The sequence below is a fragment of the Pseudomonas sp. C8002 genome (assembly GCF_013385765.1).
In the GTDB taxonomy this organism is placed as follows: domain Bacteria; phylum Pseudomonadota; class Gammaproteobacteria; order Pseudomonadales; family Pseudomonadaceae; genus Aquipseudomonas.
On the sequence record NZ_JACAPJ010000053.1, the window covers coordinates 1 to 21534 of the forward strand.

The following is a 21534-nucleotide window of genomic DNA, read 5'->3' on the forward strand; positions in this document are numbered from 1 at the left end:
GGAGTGAGGGCACACCGAGCCTAGGCGAGGTGCCGAGTGGTGGGGCAAGAGCGTTTTGCTTACTTTTGCGCTGTTCAAAAGTGAGCCGCTGTAAGAGCGGAACCAATAGCAGCCGTTACCGCAGCAACGGATATGCCCCCCCCCAAGAAAACTTTCCTCCCCCGAGCGTGACCCAGATCCCACAACCCGTTGATTAATGATGGCATCCGCTCAGCTATACTCCTCTCCATTTGAATGGCCCTCGAGGAATTACTGTGAAGAACTGGACCTTGCGCCAACGGATTTTGGCGAGCTTTGCGGTCATCATCGCGATCATGCTGCTGATGGTAGTGGTCTCGTATTCACGCCTGTTGAAGATCGAGGCTGGCGAAGAGTCAGTCCGCGATGACGCAGTCCCCGGGGTCTACCTAAGCTCCATGATCCGCAGCGCATGGGTCGACAGCTACCTCGACACCCTCGACATCATCGGCCTGCGCAAAGACAAGACACTCACCGAAGCCGACAAGGCCGACTACAAGTCCTTCGAAGCGCGCATCATCACGCAAATGGCCAATTACAAGGCAACTATCAACGGCGCTGAGGATCAGGCCGAGTTCGATAAGTTCGAAGCCCTGCACCAGGCCTACAACAAGGCTTTGGCCGCAGTCACTGAAAACCTGCAACGCAATGACGTCGCCGCCGCCCGCAAAGTGTTCGACGAAGAGCTGACCCCGACCTGGACCGCAGGCCGCATGAAGCTCAACGACATCATCACCGAAAACAAAAACGTCGCGGACCGCGCCACCAACGCTATCGACGACGCCGTGTCCGCTGCAAAAATCAGCATGGGCGTCTCGCTGATCCTCGCGATCCTCGCCGCCGGCCTCTGCGGCCTGCTGCTGATGCGCGCGATCATGGCGCCGATGAAACGCATCGTCGACATCCTCGAAACCATGCGCACCGGCGACTTGAGCAAACGCCTGAACCTCGAACGCAAGGACGAATTCGGCGCAGTAGAGACCGGCTTCAACGACATGATGACCGAGCTCACCGCCCTGGTGTCCCAGGCACAGCGCTCTTCGGTACAGGTCACTACCTCGGTCACCGAGATTGCCGCGACTTCCAAGCAACAACAGGCCACGGCCACTGAAACCGCCGCGACGACCACCGAGATCGGCGCTACTTCGCGGGAGATCGCTGCTACTTCCAAGGACTTGGTCCGTACCATGACCGAAGTCTCCACCGCCGCCGACCAGGCCTCGGTGGCCGCCGGCTCCGGCCAGCAAGGCCTGGCGCGCATGGAAGAAACCATGCACTCGGTGATGGGCGCGGCCGACCTGGTGAACGCCAAGCTGGCGATCCTCAATGAGAAGGCCGGCAACATCAACCAGGTGGTGGTGACCATCGTCAAGGTCGCCGACCAGACCAACCTGTTGTCCCTCAACGCTGCCATCGAGGCCGAGAAGGCCGGTGAGTACGGTCGCGGGTTTGCCGTGGTGGCCACCGAAGTGCGGCGCCTGGCCGACCAGACCGCCGTGGCCACCTACGACATCGAGCAGATGGTGCGCGAGATCCAGTCGGCGGTGTCGGCCGGGGTGATGGGCATGGACAAGTTCTCTGAAGAAGTGCGCCGTGGCATGTTCGAGGTGCAGCAGGTGGGCGAGCAGCTGTCGCAGATCATCCATCAGGTGCAGGCCCTGGCGCCACGGGTGTTGATGGTCAACGAAGGCATGCAGGCCCAGGCCACCGGCGCCGAGCAGATCAACCATGCGCTGGTGCAGTTGGGCGATGCCAGCAGCCAGACCGTGGAGTCCCTGCGTCAGGCCAGCTTTGCCATCGACGAGCTGAGCCAGGTCGCCGTCGGCCTGCGCAGCGGCGTGTCGCGTTTTAAAGTCTGATGAACGACCTCGCGGCTAAACGCGGTGCCGTTGCGGCAGTGAAGAAAGCACTGTTCCTGGTGTTTCACATCGGTAATGAACGGTATGCCCTCAAGGCCACGGAAGTGGCCGAGGTGCTGCCGCGCCTGCCGCTCAAGCCCATTGCCCATGCGCCTGCGTGGGTCGCCGGGATCTTTGCCCATCGCGGGGCGCTGGTGCCGGTGATCGATCTCAGTGCCTTGACCTTCGGTACGCCGGCCCAGGCCCGCACCAGCACGCGCCTGGTGTTGGTCAATTATCAGCCGGATGCACTCACTCCGGCACGCTGGCTGGGGCTGATCCTCGAACAGGCCACCGATACCCTGCGCTGTGACCCGGCGGAGTTCCAGCCCTACGGCCTGGACAACCGCCAGGCACGTTACCTGGGCCCGGTGCGCGAAGACGAGCGTGGCTTGATGCAGTGGATCGGCGTGGCGGACCTGCTGACGGCTGACGTGCAGGCGCTGCTGTCTGCCGCGGGCGAGGAGGGTTGATGAGCAGTGATCAACGCTTCTTCGACTTCCTTAAGGAGCGCATTGGCCTGGACGTTGCCTCGGTGGGCGAAGCGATCATCGAGCGTGCCGTACGCCAGCGCAGCATGGCGCTCAGCGCGCAGACCGCCGATCAATACTGGCAGCAATTGCAGGCCTCCACCGACGAACAGCAAGCGCTGATCGAAGCGGTGATCGTCCCCGAAACCTGGTTTTTCCGTTACCCCGAATCCTTCGCCACCCTGGGCCGGCTGGCGGTCGCCCGCCTGGCCGAAATCAAGCAGATGCGCGCCCTGCGGATCCTCAGCCTGCCGTGTTCCACCGGCGAAGAACCCTATTCGATTGCCATGGCCTTGCTCGACGCCGGGCTTGCACCGCATCAGTTCAAGGTGCAGGGCATGGACGTCAGCCCGCTGTCGGTGGAGCGCGCCCGCCGTGGGGTGTACGGCAAGAATTCGTTTCGCGGCCAGGACCTCGAGTTCCGCGATCGCCACTTCACCGAGCAAACCGACGGCTACCGGATTGCCGACCGGGTACGCGAACAAGTGCGCCTGCAGGTGGGCAACCTGCTGGACCCCACGCTGCTGGCCAACGAGCCCACCTACGATTTTGTGTTCTGCCGCAACCTGCTGATCTACTTCGACCAGCCGACCCAGAAGCAGGTGTTTGAAGTGCTCAAGGGCCTGACCCACGTCGACGGCGTGCTGTTTATCGGGCCTGCCGAAGGCAGCCTGCTGGGGCGCCTGGGCATGCGTTCGATTGGCGTGCCGCAGTCGTTTGCCTTCAGCCGGCATGCGGAGCCCGCGCCTGAACCGGTATTTGTGCCGATGCCCGCGCCGATTCCTCAGCGCAGTGCCGCGCCTATCCCGACCAGGCCCCGGCCGTTCAGCACCGTCAGTGCCCAAGTGGTACCGATCAAGCCGCCGCCCCCGCAGTCGGACGCCGCCGATCTGCTCAGTCAGATTGCGACCCTGGCCAATGAAGGCAAGAGCCTGGAAGCCCGTGCTGCCTGCGAGCGTTATTTGCAGAGCCATCCGCCGGCGGCCCAGGTGTTTTATTGGCTGGGCCTGCTCAGCGATGTGGCCGGCAGCGCCCTGGAAGCCCAGGGTTATTACAGAAAAGCCTTGTACCTGGAACCCCAGCACCCGCAGGCCTTGATGCACCTGGCCGCGTTGCTCGAGTCCCAGGGCGATGTCGCCGGCGCCCGGCGTTTGCAGGCTCGTGCCGCGCGCAGCGAGCGAGCTGACAGTGAGCGTAAATCATGACCCTGGATCCCGACCTGAACCTGACCCTGGCCGATACCCAGGCCATCGATGACTGCTGGAACCGCATCGGCATCCACGGTGACAAGTCCTGCCCGCTGCTGGCCGAGCACATTCACTGTCGCAATTGCTCGGTGTATTCCGCCGCCGCCACGCGCCTGCTCGACCGTTATGCCTTGCAGCAGGACGATCACCGCCCCGTCGCGACGCCGGAAGTCGAGGGTGATGTCCTCACCCGTTCGCTGCTGATGTTCCGCCTCGGCGAAGAATGGCTGGGCATCGCCACTCGCTGCCTGGTGGAAGTGGCGCCGTTGCAGCCGATCCATTCCTTGCCCCATCAGCGTTCCCGCGCCTTGCTGGGCGTGGCCAACGTGCGTGGCGCACTGGTGGCGTGCCTGTCCCTGGTGGAATTGCTGGGGCTGGACAGCACCGGCAGCGGCCCCAGTGGCGCACGAATCATGCGGCGCATGCTGATCATCGCGGCGCAGGACGGCCCGGTGGTGGTGCCGGTGGACGAAGTGGACGGTATCCATGCCATTGATGAACGCACCTTGAACGCGGCGTCTGCCTCCGGCACCCAGGCCAGCGCCCGCTATACCCAAGGGGTGTTGCAGTGGAAAGGCCGCAGCCTGCGCTGGCTGGACGAGGCGCAATTGTTGTCTGCCGTGACCCGGAGCCTCACATGACCCCCGACCAGATGCGCGATGCCTCGCTGCTGGAGCTGTTCAGCCTGGAAGCCGACGCCCAGACCCAGGTGCTCAGCGCCGGCCTGCTGGCCCTGGAGCGCAACCCGACCCAGGCCGACCAGCTCGAAGCCTGCATGCGCGCCGCCCATTCCCTGAAGGGCGCGGCGCGGATTGTCGGGGTGGACGCGGGGGTCAGCGTGGCCCACGTGATGGAGGATTGCCTGGTCAGCGCCCAGGAAAGCCGCTTGTACCTGCTGCCGGAACATATCGACGCACTGCTGCAAGGCACCGATTTGTTGATGCGCATTGCCACGCCGGGCAACACCGTGGGCCCGGCGGACATCGAGTCCTATGTGGCATTGATGGAGCGGTTGCTCGATCCGTCGCAGAAAGTCGCGCCGCCCACTGCGCCAAAGCCTGCGCCGCCGCCCACACCCGCGCCAGAACCTGAATTGTCGATGGAAGCGCTGCTGACCCTGCCGCCGGAGCCCGAACCCGCGCCGCCGGTCAGTGCCGAACTGCCACGCCAAAATAAGCGCATGACCGAAGGCGGAGAGCGGGTGTTGCGGGTGACCGCCGAACGCTTGAACAGCCTGTTGGACCTGTCCAGCAAGTCCCTGGTGGAAACCCAGCGGCTCAAGCCTTACCTCGCCAGCTTGCAACGCCTCAAGCGCATCCAGAGCAACAGTGCCCGCGCCCTGGAAAACCTCGACGGCCACCTCAAGACCGTCGACCTGAGCCTGGAAGCCCAGGAAGCCCTGGCCGACACCCGCCGCCTGTTGAGCGAAGCCCAGGCGCTGCTCGCGGAAAAAACCGCCGAAATCGACGAGTTCGGCTGGCAGGCCGGGCAACGCGCCCAAGTCTTGTACGACACGGCGCTGGCGTGCCGCATGCGGCCGTTTGCCGACGTGCTGGCCGGGCAGGTGCGCATGGTGCGTGACCTGGGCCGCAGCCTCGGTAAACAGGTGCGCCTGGAAATCGAAGGCGAGAAAACCCAGGTCGACCGCGATGTGCTGGAAAAGCTCGAAGCGCCGCTGACCCATTTACTGCGCAATGCTGTGGACCACGGCATTGAAATGCCCGAGCAACGCCTGCTGGCGGGCAAACCGGCTGAAGGCCTGATCCGCCTGCGGGCGTCTCACCAGGCCGGCTTGCTGGTGCTGGAGTTGAGCGACGACGGTAACGGTGTCGACCTGGAGCGCCTGCGCGGCACCATCGTCGACCGGCATTTGTCGCCGGTGGAAACCGCCCTGCGCCTGAGCGAAGAGGAACTGCTCACGTTCCTGTTCCTGCCGGGGTTCAGCCTGCGGGACAAGGTCACCGAGGTCTCGGGGCGCGGGGTCGGCCTGGATGCGGTGCAGCATATGGTGCGCCAGTTGCGCGGCGCGGTGGTGCTGGAGCAGACGGCGGGGCAGGGCAGTCGCTTCCACCTGGAGGTGCCGTTGACCCTGTCGGTAGTGCGCAGCCTGGTGGTGGAAGTTGGCGAAGAGGCCTACGCCTTCCCGCTGGCCCACATCGAGCGCATGTGCGATCTTGCGCCCGACGACATCGTGCAACTGGAAGGCCGCCAGCATTTCTGGCACGAAGGCCGGCATGTCGGCCTGGTCGCCGCCAGCCAGTTGCTGCAGCGCCCGCCGGGGCAGGGCAGTCAGGAAACCCTGAAGGTCGTGGTGATCCGCGAGCGCGATGCGGTCTACGGGATTGCCGTGGAGCGTTTTATCGGCGAGCGCACGCTGGTGGTATTGCCCCTGGACGACCGGTTGGGCAAGGTCCAGGACATCTCCGCCGGAGCGTTGCTCGATGACGGTTCGGTGGTGCTGATCGTCGACGTCGAAGACATGCTGCGATCGGTGGACAAACTGCTGAATACCGGTCGTCTGGAGCGCATCGCCCGACGCACCCAGCAAACCCTCGAAGCACCGCGCAAGCGTATTCTGGTGGTGGATGACTCGCTGACCGTGCGTGAGCTGCAACGCAAATTGTTACTTAATCGCGGTTATGAAGTGGCCGTGGCGGTCGATGGCATGGATGGCTGGAACGCGCTGCGCTCCGAAGACTTCGACCTGCTGATCACGGACATTGATATGCCTCGCATGGACGGTATTGAATTGGTCACACTCTTGCGCCGTGATACTCGCCTGCAATCCCTGCCGGTGATGGTTGTTTCCTACAAGGATCGGGAAGAAGACCGTCGCCGTGGACTGGACGCCGGCGCCGACTATTATCTAGCCAAGGCCAGCTTCCATGACGATGCGCTGTTGGACGCGGTGGTGGAGCTGATTGGAGGAGCACGGGCATGAGGATTGCGATCGTCAATGACATGCCCATGGCCGTGGAGGCCTTGCGCCGGGCGTTGAGCCTAGAGCCGGCCCACGAAGTGGTGTGGGTTGCGGGCAACGGCCTGGAAGCAGTGCAGCGTTGCGCCGAGTTCACGCCCGACCTGATTCTGATGGACCTGATCATGCCGGTGATGGACGGTGTGGAGGCCACCCGGCAGATCATGGCCGAGACGCCTTGTGCGATCCTGATTGTCACCGTCGACCGCCAGGCCAACGTCAGCCGTGTATTCGAAGCCATGGGCCATGGCGCCCTGGACGTGGTTGACACCCCTGCACTGGGCGTGGGCAATCCGAAGGACGCCGCGGCACCGCTGTTGCGCAAGATCCTCAATATCGGCTGGCTGATTGGCCAGCGTGGCAGCCGCGTGCGGGCCGAGCCTGCGCCCCAGCGGGCCACGGGCAAACGCCAGAGCCTGGTGGCCATCGGTTCGTCCGCAGGCGGCCCGGCTGCCCTGGAATCCCTGCTCAAGGGCTTGCCCCGGGACTTCTCGCCGGCCATTGTGCTGGTGCAGCATGTGGACCAAGTGTTCGCCGCCGGCATGGCCGAATGGCTGAGCAGTGCCTCGGGCCTGCCGGTGCGCCTGGCCCGGGAAGGCGAGCCGCCCCAAAGTGGCGTCGTGTTGCTGGCGGGCACCAACCATCACATTCGTCTGCTGAAGAACGGCACGCTGGCCTATACCGCCGAACCTGTGAATGAGATTTACCGGCCGTCCATCGACGTGTTTTTCGAGAGCGTCGCCAGCTACTGGAATGGCGATGCCGTTGGCGTGCTGCTGACGGGGATGGGGCGTGATGGCGCCCAGGGACTTAAGTTGATGCGTCAGCAAGGCTACCTGACCATCGCGCAGGACCAGCAAAGCTGTGCTGTTTACGGCATGCCCAAAGCGGCAGCGGCGATTGACGCGGCTGTTGAAATTCGCCCATTGGACAGAATTGCGCCACGATTGCTGGAGGTATTCGCAAAATGACCGATATCACACGCTGTCCTGGCCTGCAGGTAGTAATTCAGGTGACCGTAAATGAATGATTTGCAGCTCGACGACTTCAAGACCGACGAAAACGCCGCCATGGTGCTGCTCGTCGACGACCAGGCGATGATCGGCGAGGCCGTACGCCGGGGCCTGGCCCATGAAGACAATATCGACTTCCACTTTTGCGCCGATCCGCACCAGGCCATTGCCCAGGCGATCCGTATCAAGCCGACGGTGATCCTGCAGGACCTGGTGATGCCGGGTCTCGATGGCCTGACCCTGGTGCGCGAATACCGCAATCACCCGGCGACGCAGAACATCCCGATCATCGTGCTTTCCACCAAGGAAGACCCGCTGATCAAGAGCGCGGCGTTTGCTGCCGGGGCCAACGATTACCTGGTCAAGCTGCCCGATAACATCGAACTGGTGGCGCGCATCCGCTATCACTCGCGCTCCTACATGACCCTGTTGCAACGGGACGCGGCCTACCGGGCGCTGCGGGTCAGCCAACAGCAGTTGCTGGACACCAACCTGGTGCTGCAACGGCTGATGAACTCCGACGGCCTGACCGGGCTGTCCAATCGCCGGCATTTCGACGAATACCTGGAACTGGAATGGCGCCGCGCCATGCGTGACCAGACCCAACTGTCGCTGCTGATGATCGACGTGGACTTCTTCAAGACCTACAACGACAGTTTCGGCCACCTGGAAGGCGACGAGGCGTTGCGCAAGGTGGCGGCGACCATTCGTGATGCCAGCAGCCGTCCTTCGGATTTGCCGGCGCGTTATGGCGGTGAAGAGTTTGCCCTGGTGCTGCCCAATACCTCGCCGGGCGGTGCGCGGCTGGTGGCCGAGAAGCTGCGCCAGGCGGTGGCGAGCCTGAAAATCCCGCACATTGCCCCGGCAGAAGGGGCGAGCCTGACCATCAGTATTGGCTTGGCGACCATGACCCCGGTGCAGGGTACCGATTGCCGGCAATTGATCTCGGCGGCGGACAAGGGCCTGTACCTGGCCAAGCACAATGGGCGCAATCAGGTGGGGATCGAGTAGGGAATACGGTCTGCGGGATGTCGCAGACCTAATGTGGGAGCGGGCTTGCTCGCGAATGCGGTGTGTCAGTCAATGCATCTGGCGACTGAACCACCGCATTCGCGAGCAAGCCCGCTCCCACATTTGATCTTCATCGCTGTCTGGATGGTGCATATCCCCGCCTTTTCGGCCAAGCGGACTGCCGTTATCAGCCGTTTGTCGTTATACTCGTCGGCTTTCAAAAGTTCGCCAACGAGTGCTGCCCGCCATGGAAATCAACCCGATCCTTAACACCATCAAGGACCTGTCCGAGCGCTCCGAAACTATTCGGGGGTATCTTTGACTACGATCAAAAGCATGAGCGTCTGACCGAAGTCAATCGCGAGCTTGAAGATCCGGCTGTCTGGAACAAACCTGAATACGCCCAGGAACTGGGCCGCGAGCGCGCTGCGCTGGCGCAGATCGTCGACACCCTCGACGAATTGAACACCGGTCTGGGCGATTGCCGCGACCTGCTGGACATGGCCGTCGAAGAAAACGACGAAGGCGCAGTGGGCGATGTCGTCGCCGAGCTGGCCCGTCTCGAGGAAAACCTCGCCAAACTCGAATTCCGCCGCATGTTCAGCCATGAAATGGACCCGAACAACGCCTACCTGGACATCCAGGCCGGTTCCGGCGGCACCGAAGCCCAGGACTGGGCCAACATCCTGTTGCGCATGTACCTGCGCTGGGCCGACAAACGCGGTTTCGACGCGACCATCATGGAACTGTCGGCCGGTGAAGTCGCCGGCATCAAGGGCGCGACCGTGCACATCAAGGGCGAATACGCCTTTGGCTGGCTGCGGACCGAGATCGGTGTACACCGCCTGGTGCGCAAGAGCCCGTTCGACTCCGGTAACCGTCGCCACACTTCGTTCTCCGCCGTTTTCGTCTCGCCAGAGATCGACGACAAGGTGGAAATCGAGATCAACCCGGCAGACCTGCGGATCGACACCTACCGTTCCTCCGGTGCCGGTGGCCAGCACGTAAACACCACCGACTCGGCCGTACGTATTACCCACGTACCGACCAATACCGTGGTGAGCTGCCAGAACGAACGTTCCCAGCACGCGAACAAGGACACCGCCATGAAAATGCTGCGGGCCAAGTTGTACGAGCAGGAAATGCAGAAACGCAACGCCGCGTCCCAGGCGCTGGAAGACACCAAGTCGGATATCGGCTGGGGTCACCAGATCCGCTCGTATGTGCTCGACGCGTCGCGGATCAAGGATCTGCGTACCAACATTGAACGCAGCGACTGCGACAAGGTGCTCGACGGTGATATCGACGAATACCTGGAAGCCAGCCTGAAATCTGGCCTGTAACTCCTTTGTAGGAGCCGGCTTGCCGGCGATCCCCGGCCGCAGGCCGGGGACAACGAACCTGATGGAAAATTTAAAGACATGAGCGACCAACAACTCGACCCGCAAGCCCTGCAACAGGAAGAAAACTCCCTGATCGCCCTGCGCAAGGAAAAGCTTGCTGCCGAGCGCGCCAAGGGCAATGCCTTCCCGAACGACTTCCGCCGCGAAAACTACTGCGATGCCTTGCAGAAACAGTACGCGGACAAGACCAAGGAAGAGCTGGCAGAGGCTGCAATCCCGGTCAAGGTTGCCGGTCGCATCATGCTCAACCGTGGCTCGTTCATGGTGATCCAGGACATGACCGGTCGCATCCAGGTCTACGTCAACCGTAAAACCCTGTCCGAAGAAACCCTGGCCTCGGTGAAAACCTGGGACATGGGCGACATCATTGCCGCCGAAGGCACCCTGGCCCGTTCCGGCAAGGGTGACCTGTACGTTGAAATGACCAGCGTGCGCCTGCTGACCAAATCCCTGCGCCCGCTGCCGGACAAGCACCACGGCCTGACCGACACCGAGCAGCGCTATCGCCAGCGCTACGTTGACCTGATCGTCAACGAAGAAGTGCGCCAGACCTTCCGCGTGCGTTCGCAGGTTATTGCGCACATCCGCAGCTTCCTGATGAAGCGCGACTTCCTCGAAGTTGAAACGCCGATGCTGCAAACCATCCCGGGTGGTGCCGCAGCCAAGCCATTCGAAACCCACCACAACGCGCTGGACATGGAAATGTTCCTGCGTATTGCGCCTGAGCTGTACCTCAAGCGGCTTGTTGTTGGCGGCTTCGAAAAAGTGTTCGAGATCAACCGCAACTTCCGTAACGAAGGCGTTTCGACTCGTCACAACCCTGAATTCACCATGTTGGAGTTCTACCAGGCCTACGCCGACTACGAAGACAACATGGACCTGACCGAGGAACTGTTCCGCGAACTGGCGCAACTGGTCCTGGGCACCACCGACGTGCCATACGGCGACAAGGTGTTCCACTTCGGCGAGCCGTTCGTGCGCCTGTCGGTGTTCGACTCGATCCTCAAGTACAACCCTGAGCTGACCGCCGATGACCTGAACGACATCGACAAGGCCCGCGCCATCGCCAAGAAAGCCGGCGCCAAGGTGCTGGGCTTCGAAGGCCTGGGCAAATTGCAGGTGATGATTTTCGAAGAGCTGGTGGAGCACAAGCTGGAGCAGCCGCACTTCATTACCCAGTACCCGTTCGAAGTGTCGCCGCTGGCCCGTCGCAACGATGACAACCCGAACGTCACCGACCGTTTCGAGCTGTTCATCGGCGGCCGTGAAATCGCCAACGCCTACTCCGAGCTGAACGATGCCGAAGACCAGGCCGAGCGCTTCATGGCCCAGGTGGCCGACAAGGACGCTGGCGACGACGAGGCGATGCACTACGACGCCGACTTCGTACGCGCCCTGGAATACGGCATGCCGCCTACCGCCGGTGAAGGTATCGGCATCGACCGGTTGGTGATGTTGTTGACCAACTCGCCGTCGATCCGTGACGTGATCTTGTTCCCGCACATGCGGCCACAAGCGTAACCGTAGCGAAATCCGAAGCCGCCTTTTATAAGGCGGCTTTTTTATGTGGCGTTTATAAGCGTCAAGTAAACAGCGCCAGGTGATCGTTCCCACGCTCCGCGTGGGAACGCAGCCCGTGACGCTCCGCGTCACACTGTGGAGGAAGATCCGTCGTGAACCGCGTAATGGCTCAAAAGGGTGCCGCCGGCATTGCCGCTGCCGTGGCTGAAAGTGTTCAGTACCAGGGCCGCAAGGCCAGTCGCCGGGGCAGTGAGCAGCGCAGGCAGGACATTCTCGATGCAGCGATGCGCATCGTGGTACGCGAAGGCGTGCGTGCCGTGCGTCACCGTGCGGTGGCGGCGGAAGCCGGTGTGCCGTTGTCGGCCACCACCTATTACTTCAAGGACATCGACGACCTGCTCACCGACACCTTCGCCCAATATGTGGAGCGCAGCGCCGCGTTCATGGGCAAGTTGTGGGTGCGTAACGAAGGCCTGCTGCGCGAGATGGTGGCTTATGGCGACGGCAGCCCGCAGTCGCGCTCGCAACTGGCGGATGACATCGCGCGCCTGACCGCCGATTACGTGCAACGCCAATTGCTCAACCGCCGTGAGCACCTGATGGCCGAGCAGGCGTTTCGCCAGGAAGCGCTGCTGAACCCGCGCCTGGCCGAGCTGGTGCGCTCCCACCAGCAAATCCTGCTGCAGGGCACTTGCCAGTTTTTCCAGGTATTGGGTTCCCGCGAGCCGCAACAGGATGCCAAAGTGTTGACGGCGATTATCGGTCGGATGGAATATCAGGGCCTGCTGGGCGGCGCAGAGCCTCTGACCAGCGAAGAAATGCTTGAGATCCTCAAGCGTTACATGCATTTGGTGTTGGCTTCGGTCTGACACAGGGGATTGTCCAATGAAAGCCTGGCGCGTCGTCGTGATCGCCTTGTCGTTCCTGTTGCTCAGCGGTTGCCTGGTGACCTTCAAGGACCCGTTGCCCGCCAGCGAGGCGGCGCCTGATGGTCTGCTTGGCAAATGGGCCAGCAAAAACGCCTGGGGTGAGCCGCTCAACCTGCAAATCAGCCGCGTCGGTGAGCACCGCTACAAAGCCGTGAGCTACCCTAAGGCCAAGCCGGGCCAGCGGGATGAGTACCTGTTCACGGTTTCCCGGCATGGCAGCCGCTGGTATCTGTCGGCGCCATTGCCGGCCAGGTTCGGCGGGCATTACATCCTCGCCGGGTTCGAATTGAATGATGAGCACGAGCTGGTGATCTACAACCTCGACCTGGATCAGGTCCACCAGGCGGTCGGCCAGAAGGTCCTGAGTGGCAGCACCGTCGAAACCGTCGAGGGTGCCGGTGTGTTGATTGACAGTTCCATGGCCCGGGTATTTGCGTACCTGGATGATCCGGCCAATGCCGATGTGTTCGTCGAAGCCGTGCGCTACCAGCGTGCAGGCAAATAACGTTTAAAGAGGAAGTACCGGGTGGACGATTACCAGCAGACGATACGCGCCTTGTCCGATCGCATTGTGCTGGCGCAAACACCGATTCGCGTCCTCGACGCCGTGAAGTGGGACGAGAATATTCGCCAGGGATTCCTCAAGGCCAAGGGCAAGGAAATGCCGGCGGTGGACCGCGACTACTACCTGGCCCGGCCGCTGTCGTTCGATTCCAGCGCGGTGAAGCTGGAGTTCCAGAACATCGAGCGCGACATCACCCGCCAGCTTGGCCAGTTCAACCCGGTCGGGCAGATCATGCGGCGCATGTGCAAGGAATACCGCATGGTGGTGCGCATGCTCGAAGCGCGGGGCACCGAGGATTTCGGCCTGATCTCCCAGGAGCTGTATGGCGCCGCTTCCGATGCGTTCCATGCCGGTGACCCGACCCTGGCCGACCTCGGCCTGATGATGTCGGACTACCTGAACAATATCGATGGCCGTGGCGACCTCAAGGACGAAGCCAAGACCCTGACCGCCAAGGACGCCGTCAACCTGCTGCAGAGCCGCCTGAACAAGGTATTCGGCGAGGCCGAGGAAACCATCCGGGTGTTCGAGTCCGACGGTATCGTGGCGGATGCGGCGGCAGGTGCCGACTACATCAAGATCCGCGCCGACGCGATGTTCAACGACCGCGACGTGCGCGCCCTGGAGGTCCATGAAGGCCTGGTGCACGTGGGCACCACCCTCAATGGGCAAAACCAGCCGATCTGCACCTTCCTGTCCAAGGGCCCGCCCTCGTCGACCGTGACCCAGGAAGGCCTGGCGATCCTGATGGAAATCATCACCTTCGCCTCCTACCCCAGCCGCCTGCGCAAGCTGACCAACCGCACTCGCGCCATTCATATGGTGGAGCAGGGAGCCGACTTCCTGCAGGTGTTCGAGTTCTTCCGTGAGCAGGGCTTTGAGATGGCGGAAAGCTACGGCAACGCGAGCCGGGTTTTCCGTGGGTCGACGCCTACGGGTCTGCCGTTTACCAAGGATTTGTCCTACCTCAAGGGCTTTATCATGGTTTACAACTACATTCAGTTGGCCGTGCGCAAAGGCAAGCTGGAGCAAGTGCCGTTGTTGTTCTGCGGCAAGACCACCCTGGAAGACATGCGTACCCTGCGCCAACTGGTGGACGAAGGCCTGGTGGTGCCACCCAAATACCTGCCGGATCAGTTCCGCGACATGAATGCGTTGGCGGCGTGGATGTGTTTCTCCAACTTCCTCAACCATTTGAGCCTGGACCGGATCGAGGCGGATTACTCCAATATCCTTTAACGATATCTCTGAAGGAACTCAGTCAAAATGTGGGAGCGGGCTTGCTCGCGAATGCGGTGTATCAGCAACAGATGTGGTTACTGAATCACCGCATTCGCGAGCAAGCCCGCTCCACCTTTGATCTCCATAGGTCTTCAGGATCGTTCCCAACCCATTCACGAGGCTTCAACGGATGAGAATCCTCGGCATTCTTTGCCTGCTACTGACCCTTAACGGCTGCAGCTCCTTATTGTTCTATCCGGAGCGCGGCATGCCGTTCACCCCGGAAAAGGCTCGCCTGCAATACCGTGACGTCACATTGACCACCGCCGATGGCCTGAAGCTCCACGCCTGGTGGCTGCCGGCCAAGGCCGGCGTGCCGCTCAAGGGCACGGTGCTGCACCTGCACGGCAATGGCGGCAATCTCGCCTGGCACCTCGGCGGCAGCTGGTGGCTGCCGGAGCAGGGCTATCAAGTGCTGTTGGTGGACTATCGCGGCTACGGGCTGTCCGAAGGCGAACCTTCGCTGCCGGCGGTTTACCAGGACATCGACGCCGCTTTCAAGTGGATCGACAACGCCCCCGAAACCCAGGGCCAGCCACTGATCGTGCTCGGCCAAAGCCTGGGCGGCGCGCTAGTGGTGCACTACCTGGCGGAACATCCCGAACGTCAGCCGCAGCTCAAGGCGCTGGTACTGGACGGTGTGCCGGCCAGTTATCGTGACGTAGGACAATTCGCCCTCAGCACCTCCTGGCTAACATGGCCGTTCCAGGTGCCGTTGTCGTGGCTGGTGCCGGACGGCGACAGTGCGATCAACGCCATGCCCCGGCTGACCGGCGTGCCGAAATTGTTATTCCATAGCCTGGATGACCCGATCGTGCCGCTCTCCAACGGCATTCGCCTGTATCAGGCTGCGCCGCCACCGCGGGTGCTGCAACTGACCCGGGGTGGCCACGTGCAAACCTTTGCCGACAAGACCTGGCAAACCGTGATGCTGCGCTACCTGGACGACCCCCAGCATTTCAACGGGCTGCGCCGCCTGGGGGAAATCCCCAATTACCCGGCGGCCCCGAATTCCAACGCAGAGAACCCGCAATGAGCGAAGAACGCAACATGATCCCCCTGATCCTCACCGGCATCGGCACCATCATCGGTACCGTTGGCTGCCTGTGGTACTACGGCTATTTGCACTTCGCCAAGCCCGAGGATGCGTTGCTGCTCAGCGACTTCACCATGCTCAAGACCGTGCCGGGCGAGGATTACAAAATCTCCCTGACCCCGGCCGCCCAGGTGGCGCAATGCGTTGATGGCGTACTGGTGCTGTTTGATACCGAACAGAAAGGGCTGACCGGCGTACTGGTCAACAGCAAGAAGCAGGCAGTGCGTTGCATGGGGCAGGAAACGCCGCAATTGGAGCAGTAGCGCGAGTCAAGTGGGAAAGGTCTGGAACCATTTTAAGTGGATTGCCACAGATTCCGTACTGGCCAGCAGCGCTGGATCGGTTATCTCGGATACTTAATTTGGAGTCACTTGAATGGACATTCCTCGCGTAAACAACTCGTCTTCCCCATTCACTGCCGGTGCGGGGGGAGGTGATTCGCGACTTCAGCAATTGGAACAAGATATTCAGAAGTTGAAGAACCAGATCGCCCAAGGAGGCGGTGGTGCACAGGGCGCGCAGGGCGAAGAAAGCCTTGAGGAAAGGCTCAAGAGGCTCGAGGCGGAGCTGGCCCAACTCAAAGGGCAGGAGCAGGATAACTCGGCGCAAGTAAGCTACTGACCCGATGCTCTTGAAGCGCACTGGGACCTCTTGATTCCTGGCCTGCAAATAAAAGAATCCCGCCATTTGGCGGGATTTTTCATGCGGCCTCAAACGATCATTCAGCGACGGAGCGGGCGGCGTGGTGTGCGGGCTGGGCCCTCCGGTGCAGTTGTAGTTGATGATGGAAATATCTGGAACCGTATTGCGTAACGCACCACAGAAGCGATGTGATTTACACGAGTCGGGGCGAGAAGGTGGCGATAGATATTGCTGCAATAAGCAACATGGTGAACATGCTCAGGGGGCACGAGAAGCTGGAAATGCTCGACGCCGAGGATCATAAGCTCAAGCACTTGCTCGACAAGCTGTCGGAACATGGCTACGGCGGGAAGATAGAGCTACCAGCCGAGGATCCCAACCGACCTGTGCGGTTCGACGACCCGAAAAAAAACCCACAGTAACGTGGGTTTTTTTTCCAGCATCAATCGATCAGTTGGCCATCGAAGAACGTGGCTTGACCGGCTGGTTGTCGTTGGAGATGGTCACTTCAACGCGGCGGTTCATGGCGCGGCCCGAAACGCTGCCGTTATCGGCAACCGGGTATTCCTTGCCATAGCCCTGGGTCACGATGCGCGAGATATCCACACCCTGGTTGGCCAGTGCGCGCTGTACGGAAGCGGCGCGGCGCTCGGACAGGCTCTGGTTGTACGAGTCGGAACCGGTGCTGTCGGTGTAGCCTTCGACGATCACTTTACGGTCCGGGTTATCGCGCAGGAACTGCGCCAGCTTGGTGATGTTCACCAGGCCGCTGGACTTGAGGTCCGACTTGTTGGTGGCGAACAGCACGTCACCAAAGGTCACCAGCGTGCCGCGATCAGTCTGCTTGGCGTTCAAGCTGTCTTGCAGTTGCTTGATCTGCGCGTCACGGGCCTGCAGCAGGGCGCGGGCACGTTCGTCACCGGCGTTTTTCAGCTTGGCTTCGGACTCACGCAGGACGATGGTGTCCTTGGCCACTTCAACGCGCTGGTTGGTCAGGTAGGCCAGTTGGTCGACCTTCTTCTGGTCTTCCTTGTCGCGGTAGGCCTTGTCAGCCTTGTCCAGCCAGTCGCTGGCGTCTTTGGTTTCCAGCGCCGCTACCTTGGTGGCTTGCGGGTTGGCTTGCAGGGCCGAGAAGTTGGTCCGAGCATTTTCCAGGTTCTGGTTCGGCGGGGTGGAGCAAGCCGCCAGAGCAACGCTCATCGCCAGCAGGGCAGGGATCATCAATTGTTTACGCATAGTCGTGTCGTCCTTTCAATTCGGTTTCGGGTGCAATGCAATCAGGGGCGGCGGCTTATTGTTGCGGCTGGATCACAGCCGGGCGCATGCCTTCCTGACGCAGCTCCTGAACAGCTTTCTGGGAATCCTTCACAGCCTGTTCGGCCTTGGCAGCCTGGGCTTTACGCTCTGCTACGCGAGCGTCCCACTCGGACTGTTCGGCCAGGCGACGGGCTTCGTCGTAGTTCTTGTCGTGCATGGCGATTTCAGCTTGCTTCAGTTTGTCCTGGGCAGACTTCATCTCCACGGCTGCGAACTCGGTACCGCCGGCGCTGACAGCGCTGTTCACCGCAGATTGGGTCACAGCGTATTGCTCGGTCGGCGGGTTGCCGGCGCAGCCAGCCAGTACGAAGCTGGTGCCGATTGCCAGCGCGGCCAATTTAAGCCCGCGCAGGTGGTTAAACGAGGTTTTGGCAGTGCTGGTCTTCATCGTCTTCAACTCCATTAGGTAACTCCTGAAAAACATCAAATCCATCTCCGGCTTGCAGTGTCTGCGGGGCCCGGCGGTTAGCTCAGGACGCCTATTCAAACGGCTGTTCCAAGTGATGGCTTACTGGCTGTGACCGGAGGCTTTTTTGAATAGTTCAGCGAAGATGGCGATTTGCCTAAAAAAATATTTGACTGAACGGTCAGCGTTTAAAAGTTGGAACTTTTGCATGGCGCAGCGGTATCCAGGGCCTGTGGGAGGCCCTGAATACGGGAGGTCAAGGGGTTTGAGGCGCAGGTTTACTAGTGTTTCTGCTTGTCGGACTGAGCTGACAAATCGTGCAGGTAACGCCGTGACAGGCTGAGAAACCGTGGGGTTGGGCCGACATCCTCATACAGCGGATCGCCTTCCTCATCGGTGGCAATCACCTGCTTGCCCTTGATATAGGGAAAGCTCGCTTCCAGCTCTTCGAGGGCTGCGCCAATCAACTCGCCGAGCAGTTCTTCGGTATGGCGTTTGGGGTACATCTCGGAGATCGCCGCCAGCCTGGCGGCGGCTTCCACGTCCAGATGGATGGCGTATTCGGTTTTGGTCAGGCGACCCTTGGCGTTTTCTTCCCAATGCTGGGCCAGTTCTCGGATTTTCATGGCAACCTCAATGGAGCCCACGGTACGCGGGCGATGATGAGTGACCAGCCGGCCAGCGCGGATAACGCTGCGGCTTACTGTTGAGACTAGCTGCAACTCACAAGGTTTAAAGTTCCTTGTAAGACGTCGCCGTGGGCGGCACTCTTGAAGATCAAAGCGTCCCGGATTTTCTGCTGGAGATTGGCTGATGAGCGATATCGATGCACGTTTGCGTGAGGATGTTCACCTGCTGGGTGAACTGTTGGGCAACACGATTCGAGAACAGTACGGCGATGAATTCCTCGACAAGATCGAGCAGATCCGCAAAGGCGCCAAGGCCGACCGCCGTGGCGCAGCCTCGGAGCAGGTCGCCGGCGAAGAGCTGAGCGCCAGCCTCAATCAACTCAAGGAAGACGAACTGCTGCCGGTGGCGCGGGCCTTCAACCAGTTTCTCAACCTGGCCAATATCGCCGAGCAGTATCAGTTGATCCACCGCCGTGATGAATCAACCCCGGCGCCGTTCGAGTCGCGGGTGCTGCCGGAACTGCTGGCGCGCCTGCAGAGTGAAGGCCACAGCAGCGAATCCCTGGCGCGCCAGTTGGGCCGGCTGGAAATCGAACTGGTGCTCACCGCTCACCCCACCGAAGTCGCCCGCCGCACCCTGATCCAGAAATACGACGCCATCGCCGCACAACTGGCCCTGCAGGATCACCGCGACCTCACCACCGCCGAGCGCGAGCAGATCCGCAATCGCCTGCAACGCCTGATCGCCGAAGCCTGGCACACCGAAGAAATTCGCCGCACCCGGCCCACGCCGGTAGACGAAGCCAAGTGGGGCTTTGCGGTGATCGAGCATTCGTTGTGGCACGCCATCCCGAATTATTTGCGCAAGGCCGATCACGCCTTGCACGCGGCTACCGGCCTGCGCCTGCCTCTGGAGGCCGCGCCGATTCGCTTCGCTTCCTGGATGGGCGGCGACCGCGACGGCAACCCCAACGTCACCGCCCCGGTCACCCGCGAAGTGCTGTTGCTGGCGCGCTGGATGGCGGCTGACCTGTACTTGCGCGACATCGACCACCTCGCCTCCGAACTGTCGATGCAACAGGCCAGCCCGGCATTGCAGGCCAAGGTGGGTGACAGCGTCGAACCTTACCGGGCGTTGCTCAAGCAATTGCGTGAGCGGCTGCGCGCCACACGCCAATGGGCCCACACCTCGTTGACCAGCACCACGCCGGCGCCCGCCGATGTGCTGCAAAATAACCGCGACCTGCTCGAGCCTTTGCAACTGTGCTACGAGTCGCTGCATAGCTGCGGCATGGGCGTGATTGCCGACGGCCCGCTGCTGGATTGCCTGCGTCGGGCTGTGACGTTTGGCTTGTTCCTGGTGCGCCTCGACGTACGTCAGGATTCCACCCGCCACTGCGCGGCCATGACCGAAATCACGGATTACTTGGGCCTCGGCCGTTACGAGGATTGGGACGAAGAGGCGCGCATCAGTTTCCTGATGAAGGAACTGGCCAACCGTCGCCCCTTGTTGCCGGGTTACTTCAAACCCTCGGCAGACACCGCCGAAGTGCTGAACACCTGTAAGGAAATCGCTGCCGCACCGGCTGCGTCCCTGGGTTCCTACGTCATCTCCATGGCCGGCGCCGCGTCGGACGTGTTGGCCGTGCAACTGCTGCTCAAGGAGTCCGGCGTACAACGGCCGATGCGTGTGGTGCCGTTGTTCGAGACCCTGGCTGACCTGGACAACGCAGGCCCGGTGATCGAAAAACTGCTGCTGTTGCCGAGTTATCGCGCCCGTCTGCAAGGCCCGCAGGAAGTAATGATCGGCTACTCGGATTCGGCCAAGGACGCGGGCACTACCGCCGCCGCCTGGGCGCAATACCGGGCCCAGGAACGGCTGGTGGAAATCTGCCGCGAACAACAAGTCGAACTGCTGCTGTTCCACGGTCGCGGCGGCACCGTTGGCCGTGGCGGCGGCCCGGCTCACGCGGCGATTCTGTCGCAGCCTCCTGGGTCGGTGGCGGGGCGTTTCCGTACCACTGAGCAGGGCGAGATGATCCGCTTCAAGTTCGGCCTGCCGGACATCGCCGAGCAAAACCTCAACCTGTACCTGGCGGCGGTGCTGGAGGCAACCTTGCTGCCACCGCCACCACCGGAACCGGCCTGGCGCCACTTGATGGACGAATTGGCCGCCGACGGTGTCAGCGCTTACCGCGCCGTGGTGCGGGAAAATCCGCAGTTCGTCGAGTATTTCCGCCAGTCGACCCCGGAGCAGGAACTGGGTCGCTTGCCCCTGGGCAGTCGTCCGGCCAAGCGCCGGGCTGGTGGCATTGAAAGCCTGCGGGCGATCCCGTGGATCTTCGGCTGGACCCAGACTCGCCTGATGCTGCCCGCCTGGCTCGGCTGGGAAGCGGCGTTGAACAATGCCCTGGAGCGTGGCGAAGGCGAGTTGCTGGGGCAGATGCGCGAGCAGTGGCCGTTCTTTCGTACCCGCATCGATATGCTGGAAATGGTGCTGGCCAAGGCCGACGCCGATATCGCCCGGCTGTATGACGAGCGATTGGTGCAGCCCGATCTGCTGCCATTGGGTGCGCACTTACGCGACCTATTGTCGCAGGCGTGCAGTGTGGTGCTTGGCCTGACTGGCCAGTCTCAGCTGCTGGCCCACAGCCCCGATACGCTTGAGTTCATCCGCCTGCGCAACACCTACCTGGACCCGTTGCACCTGCTGCAGGCCGAATTGCTGGCCCGATCGCGGCAACAGGAAGCGGCACAGGACAGCCCTCTGGAACAGGCGCTGCTGGTGTCTGTGGCCGGTATTGCCGCTGGTTTGCGCAACACCGGCTGACATTTATGGCGTGTTCTCAATAGCTTGCAGATACCCCGCGCCGGTCGCCGTAAAATTGGCGACCGGCGTTTTGCTGTCAGGGTTGTACCTGCCTATAAAGCCAGCGCGGCGCGGGTTTCTCCTACTTTCGGCGGCTTGTGTGGTTTGGGCCTGCTGTGTATCTTGATCAGCCTTTGGCCGTTTGTGCGGCCTGGACCCAAAATTTCCGAGATTGGCCCCAC

Annotated in this window: 20 protein-coding genes; 17 read left to right on the top strand and 3 right to left on the bottom strand. The window is 61.7% G+C overall.

All coding sequences use genetic code 11. From position 1 onward, the window contains the following. Nucleotides 1-254 precede the first annotated feature (254 nt). The 16 genes from HX814_RS31095 (at nucleotide 255) to HX814_RS31170 (ending at nucleotide 16553) form a co-directional block, all read left to right on the top strand. Nucleotides 255-1877 (top strand): methyl-accepting chemotaxis protein, encoded by a 1623-nt coding sequence (locus HX814_RS31095; RefSeq protein WP_003219261.1) that lies wholly within the window; start codon nucleotides 255-257, stop codon nucleotides 1875-1877. Next, nucleotides 1877-2389 (top strand): chemotaxis protein CheW, encoded by a 513-nt coding sequence (locus tag HX814_RS31100; RefSeq protein ID WP_177008488.1) that lies wholly within the window; start codon nucleotides 1877-1879, stop codon nucleotides 2387-2389. The genes HX814_RS31095 and HX814_RS31100 overlap by 1 nt, the downstream gene beginning before the upstream one ends. Beyond that, nucleotides 2389-3651 (top strand): protein-glutamate O-methyltransferase CheR, encoded by a 1263-nt coding sequence (locus HX814_RS31105; protein WP_134325821.1) that lies wholly within the window; start codon nucleotides 2389-2391, stop codon nucleotides 3649-3651. Before HX814_RS31100 ends, HX814_RS31105 begins: the two co-directional genes overlap by 1 nt. After that, on the top strand, nucleotides 3648-4334 hold the full coding sequence (locus tag HX814_RS31110) for a chemotaxis protein CheW (RefSeq protein WP_177015451.1): 687 nt from the start codon (nucleotides 3648-3650) through the stop codon (nucleotides 4332-4334). Before HX814_RS31105 ends, HX814_RS31110 begins: the two co-directional genes overlap by 4 nt. Beyond that, nucleotides 4331-6634 carry a hybrid sensor histidine kinase/response regulator gene (locus tag HX814_RS31115; RefSeq protein WP_177008490.1) on the top strand — a complete coding sequence of 768 codons (2304 nt, stop codon included), beginning with the start codon at nucleotides 4331-4333 and terminating at the stop codon, nucleotides 6632-6634. Before HX814_RS31110 ends, HX814_RS31115 begins: the two co-directional genes overlap by 4 nt. Continuing rightward, nucleotides 6631-7641 (top strand): chemotaxis response regulator protein-glutamate methylesterase, encoded by a 1011-nt coding sequence (locus HX814_RS31120; protein WP_003219250.1) that lies wholly within the window; start codon nucleotides 6631-6633, stop codon nucleotides 7639-7641. Before HX814_RS31115 ends, HX814_RS31120 begins: the two co-directional genes overlap by 4 nt. A gap of 51 nt (nucleotides 7642-7692) precedes the next feature. Continuing rightward, a complete protein-coding gene (locus HX814_RS31125) occupies nucleotides 7693-8694 on the top strand; it encodes a diguanylate cyclase (RefSeq protein ID WP_003219248.1) in 1002 nt (333 codons plus the stop codon). Nucleotides 8695-8941: 247 nt separating this feature from the next. Further along, nucleotides 8942-10037 (top strand): peptide chain release factor 2 gene (prfB, locus tag HX814_RS31130; protein ID WP_096236834.1). Its coding sequence is split into 2 segments (ribosomal slippage): nucleotides 8942-9013 and nucleotides 9015-10037, totalling 1095 coding nucleotides; the frame shifts between segments, so codons are not numbered across the junction. Between the two features lie 78 nt (nucleotides 10038-10115). Then, a complete protein-coding gene (gene lysS, locus HX814_RS31135; protein WP_003219243.1) occupies nucleotides 10116-11618 on the top strand; it encodes a lysine--tRNA ligase in 1503 nt (500 codons plus the stop codon). Nucleotides 11619-11770: 152 nt separating this feature from the next. Next, on the top strand, nucleotides 11771-12487 hold the full coding sequence (locus HX814_RS31140; protein ID WP_023659125.1) for a TetR/AcrR family transcriptional regulator: 717 nt from the start codon (nucleotides 11771-11773) through the stop codon (nucleotides 12485-12487). Nucleotides 12488-12503: 16 nt separating this feature from the next. Then, a complete protein-coding gene (locus HX814_RS31145) occupies nucleotides 12504-13052 on the top strand; it encodes a hypothetical protein (protein ID WP_177008491.1) in 549 nt (182 codons plus the stop codon). A gap of 21 nt (nucleotides 13053-13073) precedes the next feature. Further along, nucleotides 13074-14351 (top strand): flavohemoglobin expression-modulating QEGLA motif protein, encoded by a 1278-nt coding sequence (locus tag HX814_RS31150; RefSeq protein WP_177008492.1) that lies wholly within the window; start codon nucleotides 13074-13076, stop codon nucleotides 14349-14351. Nucleotides 14352-14523: 172 nt separating this feature from the next. Further along, nucleotides 14524-15429 carry an alpha/beta hydrolase gene (locus tag HX814_RS31155; RefSeq protein ID WP_032898691.1) on the top strand — a complete coding sequence of 302 codons (906 nt, stop codon included), beginning with the start codon at nucleotides 14524-14526 and terminating at the stop codon, nucleotides 15427-15429. Continuing rightward, complete coding sequence (locus HX814_RS31160) at nucleotides 15426-15752, top strand: hypothetical protein (RefSeq protein ID WP_003219233.1); 327 nt, start codon at nucleotides 15426-15428, stop codon at nucleotides 15750-15752. Before HX814_RS31155 ends, HX814_RS31160 begins: the two co-directional genes overlap by 4 nt. Nucleotides 15753-15864: 112 nt before the next feature. After that, nucleotides 15865-16110, top strand: coding sequence for a hypothetical protein (locus HX814_RS31165; protein WP_008431105.1), 246 nt, complete (start codon nucleotides 15865-15867; stop codon nucleotides 16108-16110). Nucleotides 16111-16319: 209 nt separating this feature from the next. Beyond that, entirely contained in the window at nucleotides 16320-16553 is a 234-nt protein-coding gene (locus tag HX814_RS31170; protein WP_008431103.1) for a hypothetical protein, read from the top strand. A gap of 28 nt (nucleotides 16554-16581) precedes the next feature. On the opposite strand, the gene HX814_RS31175 is transcribed toward HX814_RS31170, so the two are convergent. The 3 genes from HX814_RS31175 to HX814_RS31185 form a co-directional block, all read right to left on the bottom strand. Beyond that, nucleotides 16582-17367 (bottom strand): OmpA family protein, encoded by a 786-nt coding sequence (locus tag HX814_RS31175; RefSeq protein ID WP_003219227.1) that lies wholly within the window; start codon nucleotides 17365-17367, stop codon nucleotides 16582-16584. A 55-nt stretch (nucleotides 17368-17422) separates the two neighbouring features. Further along, a complete protein-coding gene (locus HX814_RS31180; RefSeq protein ID WP_003219226.1) occupies nucleotides 17423-17851 on the bottom strand; it encodes a DUF4398 domain-containing protein in 429 nt (142 codons plus the stop codon). A gap of 284 nt (nucleotides 17852-18135) precedes the next feature. Beyond that, nucleotides 18136-18480, bottom strand: coding sequence for a hypothetical protein (locus tag HX814_RS31185; RefSeq protein ID WP_003219222.1), 345 nt, complete (start codon nucleotides 18478-18480; stop codon nucleotides 18136-18138). 187 nt (nucleotides 18481-18667) lie between these two features. On the opposite strand from HX814_RS31185, the gene ppc reads away from it, so the two are divergent. After that, complete coding sequence (ppc, locus tag HX814_RS31190) at nucleotides 18668-21313, top strand: phosphoenolpyruvate carboxylase (protein WP_177015452.1); 2646 nt, start codon at nucleotides 18668-18670, stop codon at nucleotides 21311-21313. Nucleotides 21314-21534 lie beyond the last annotated feature (221 nt).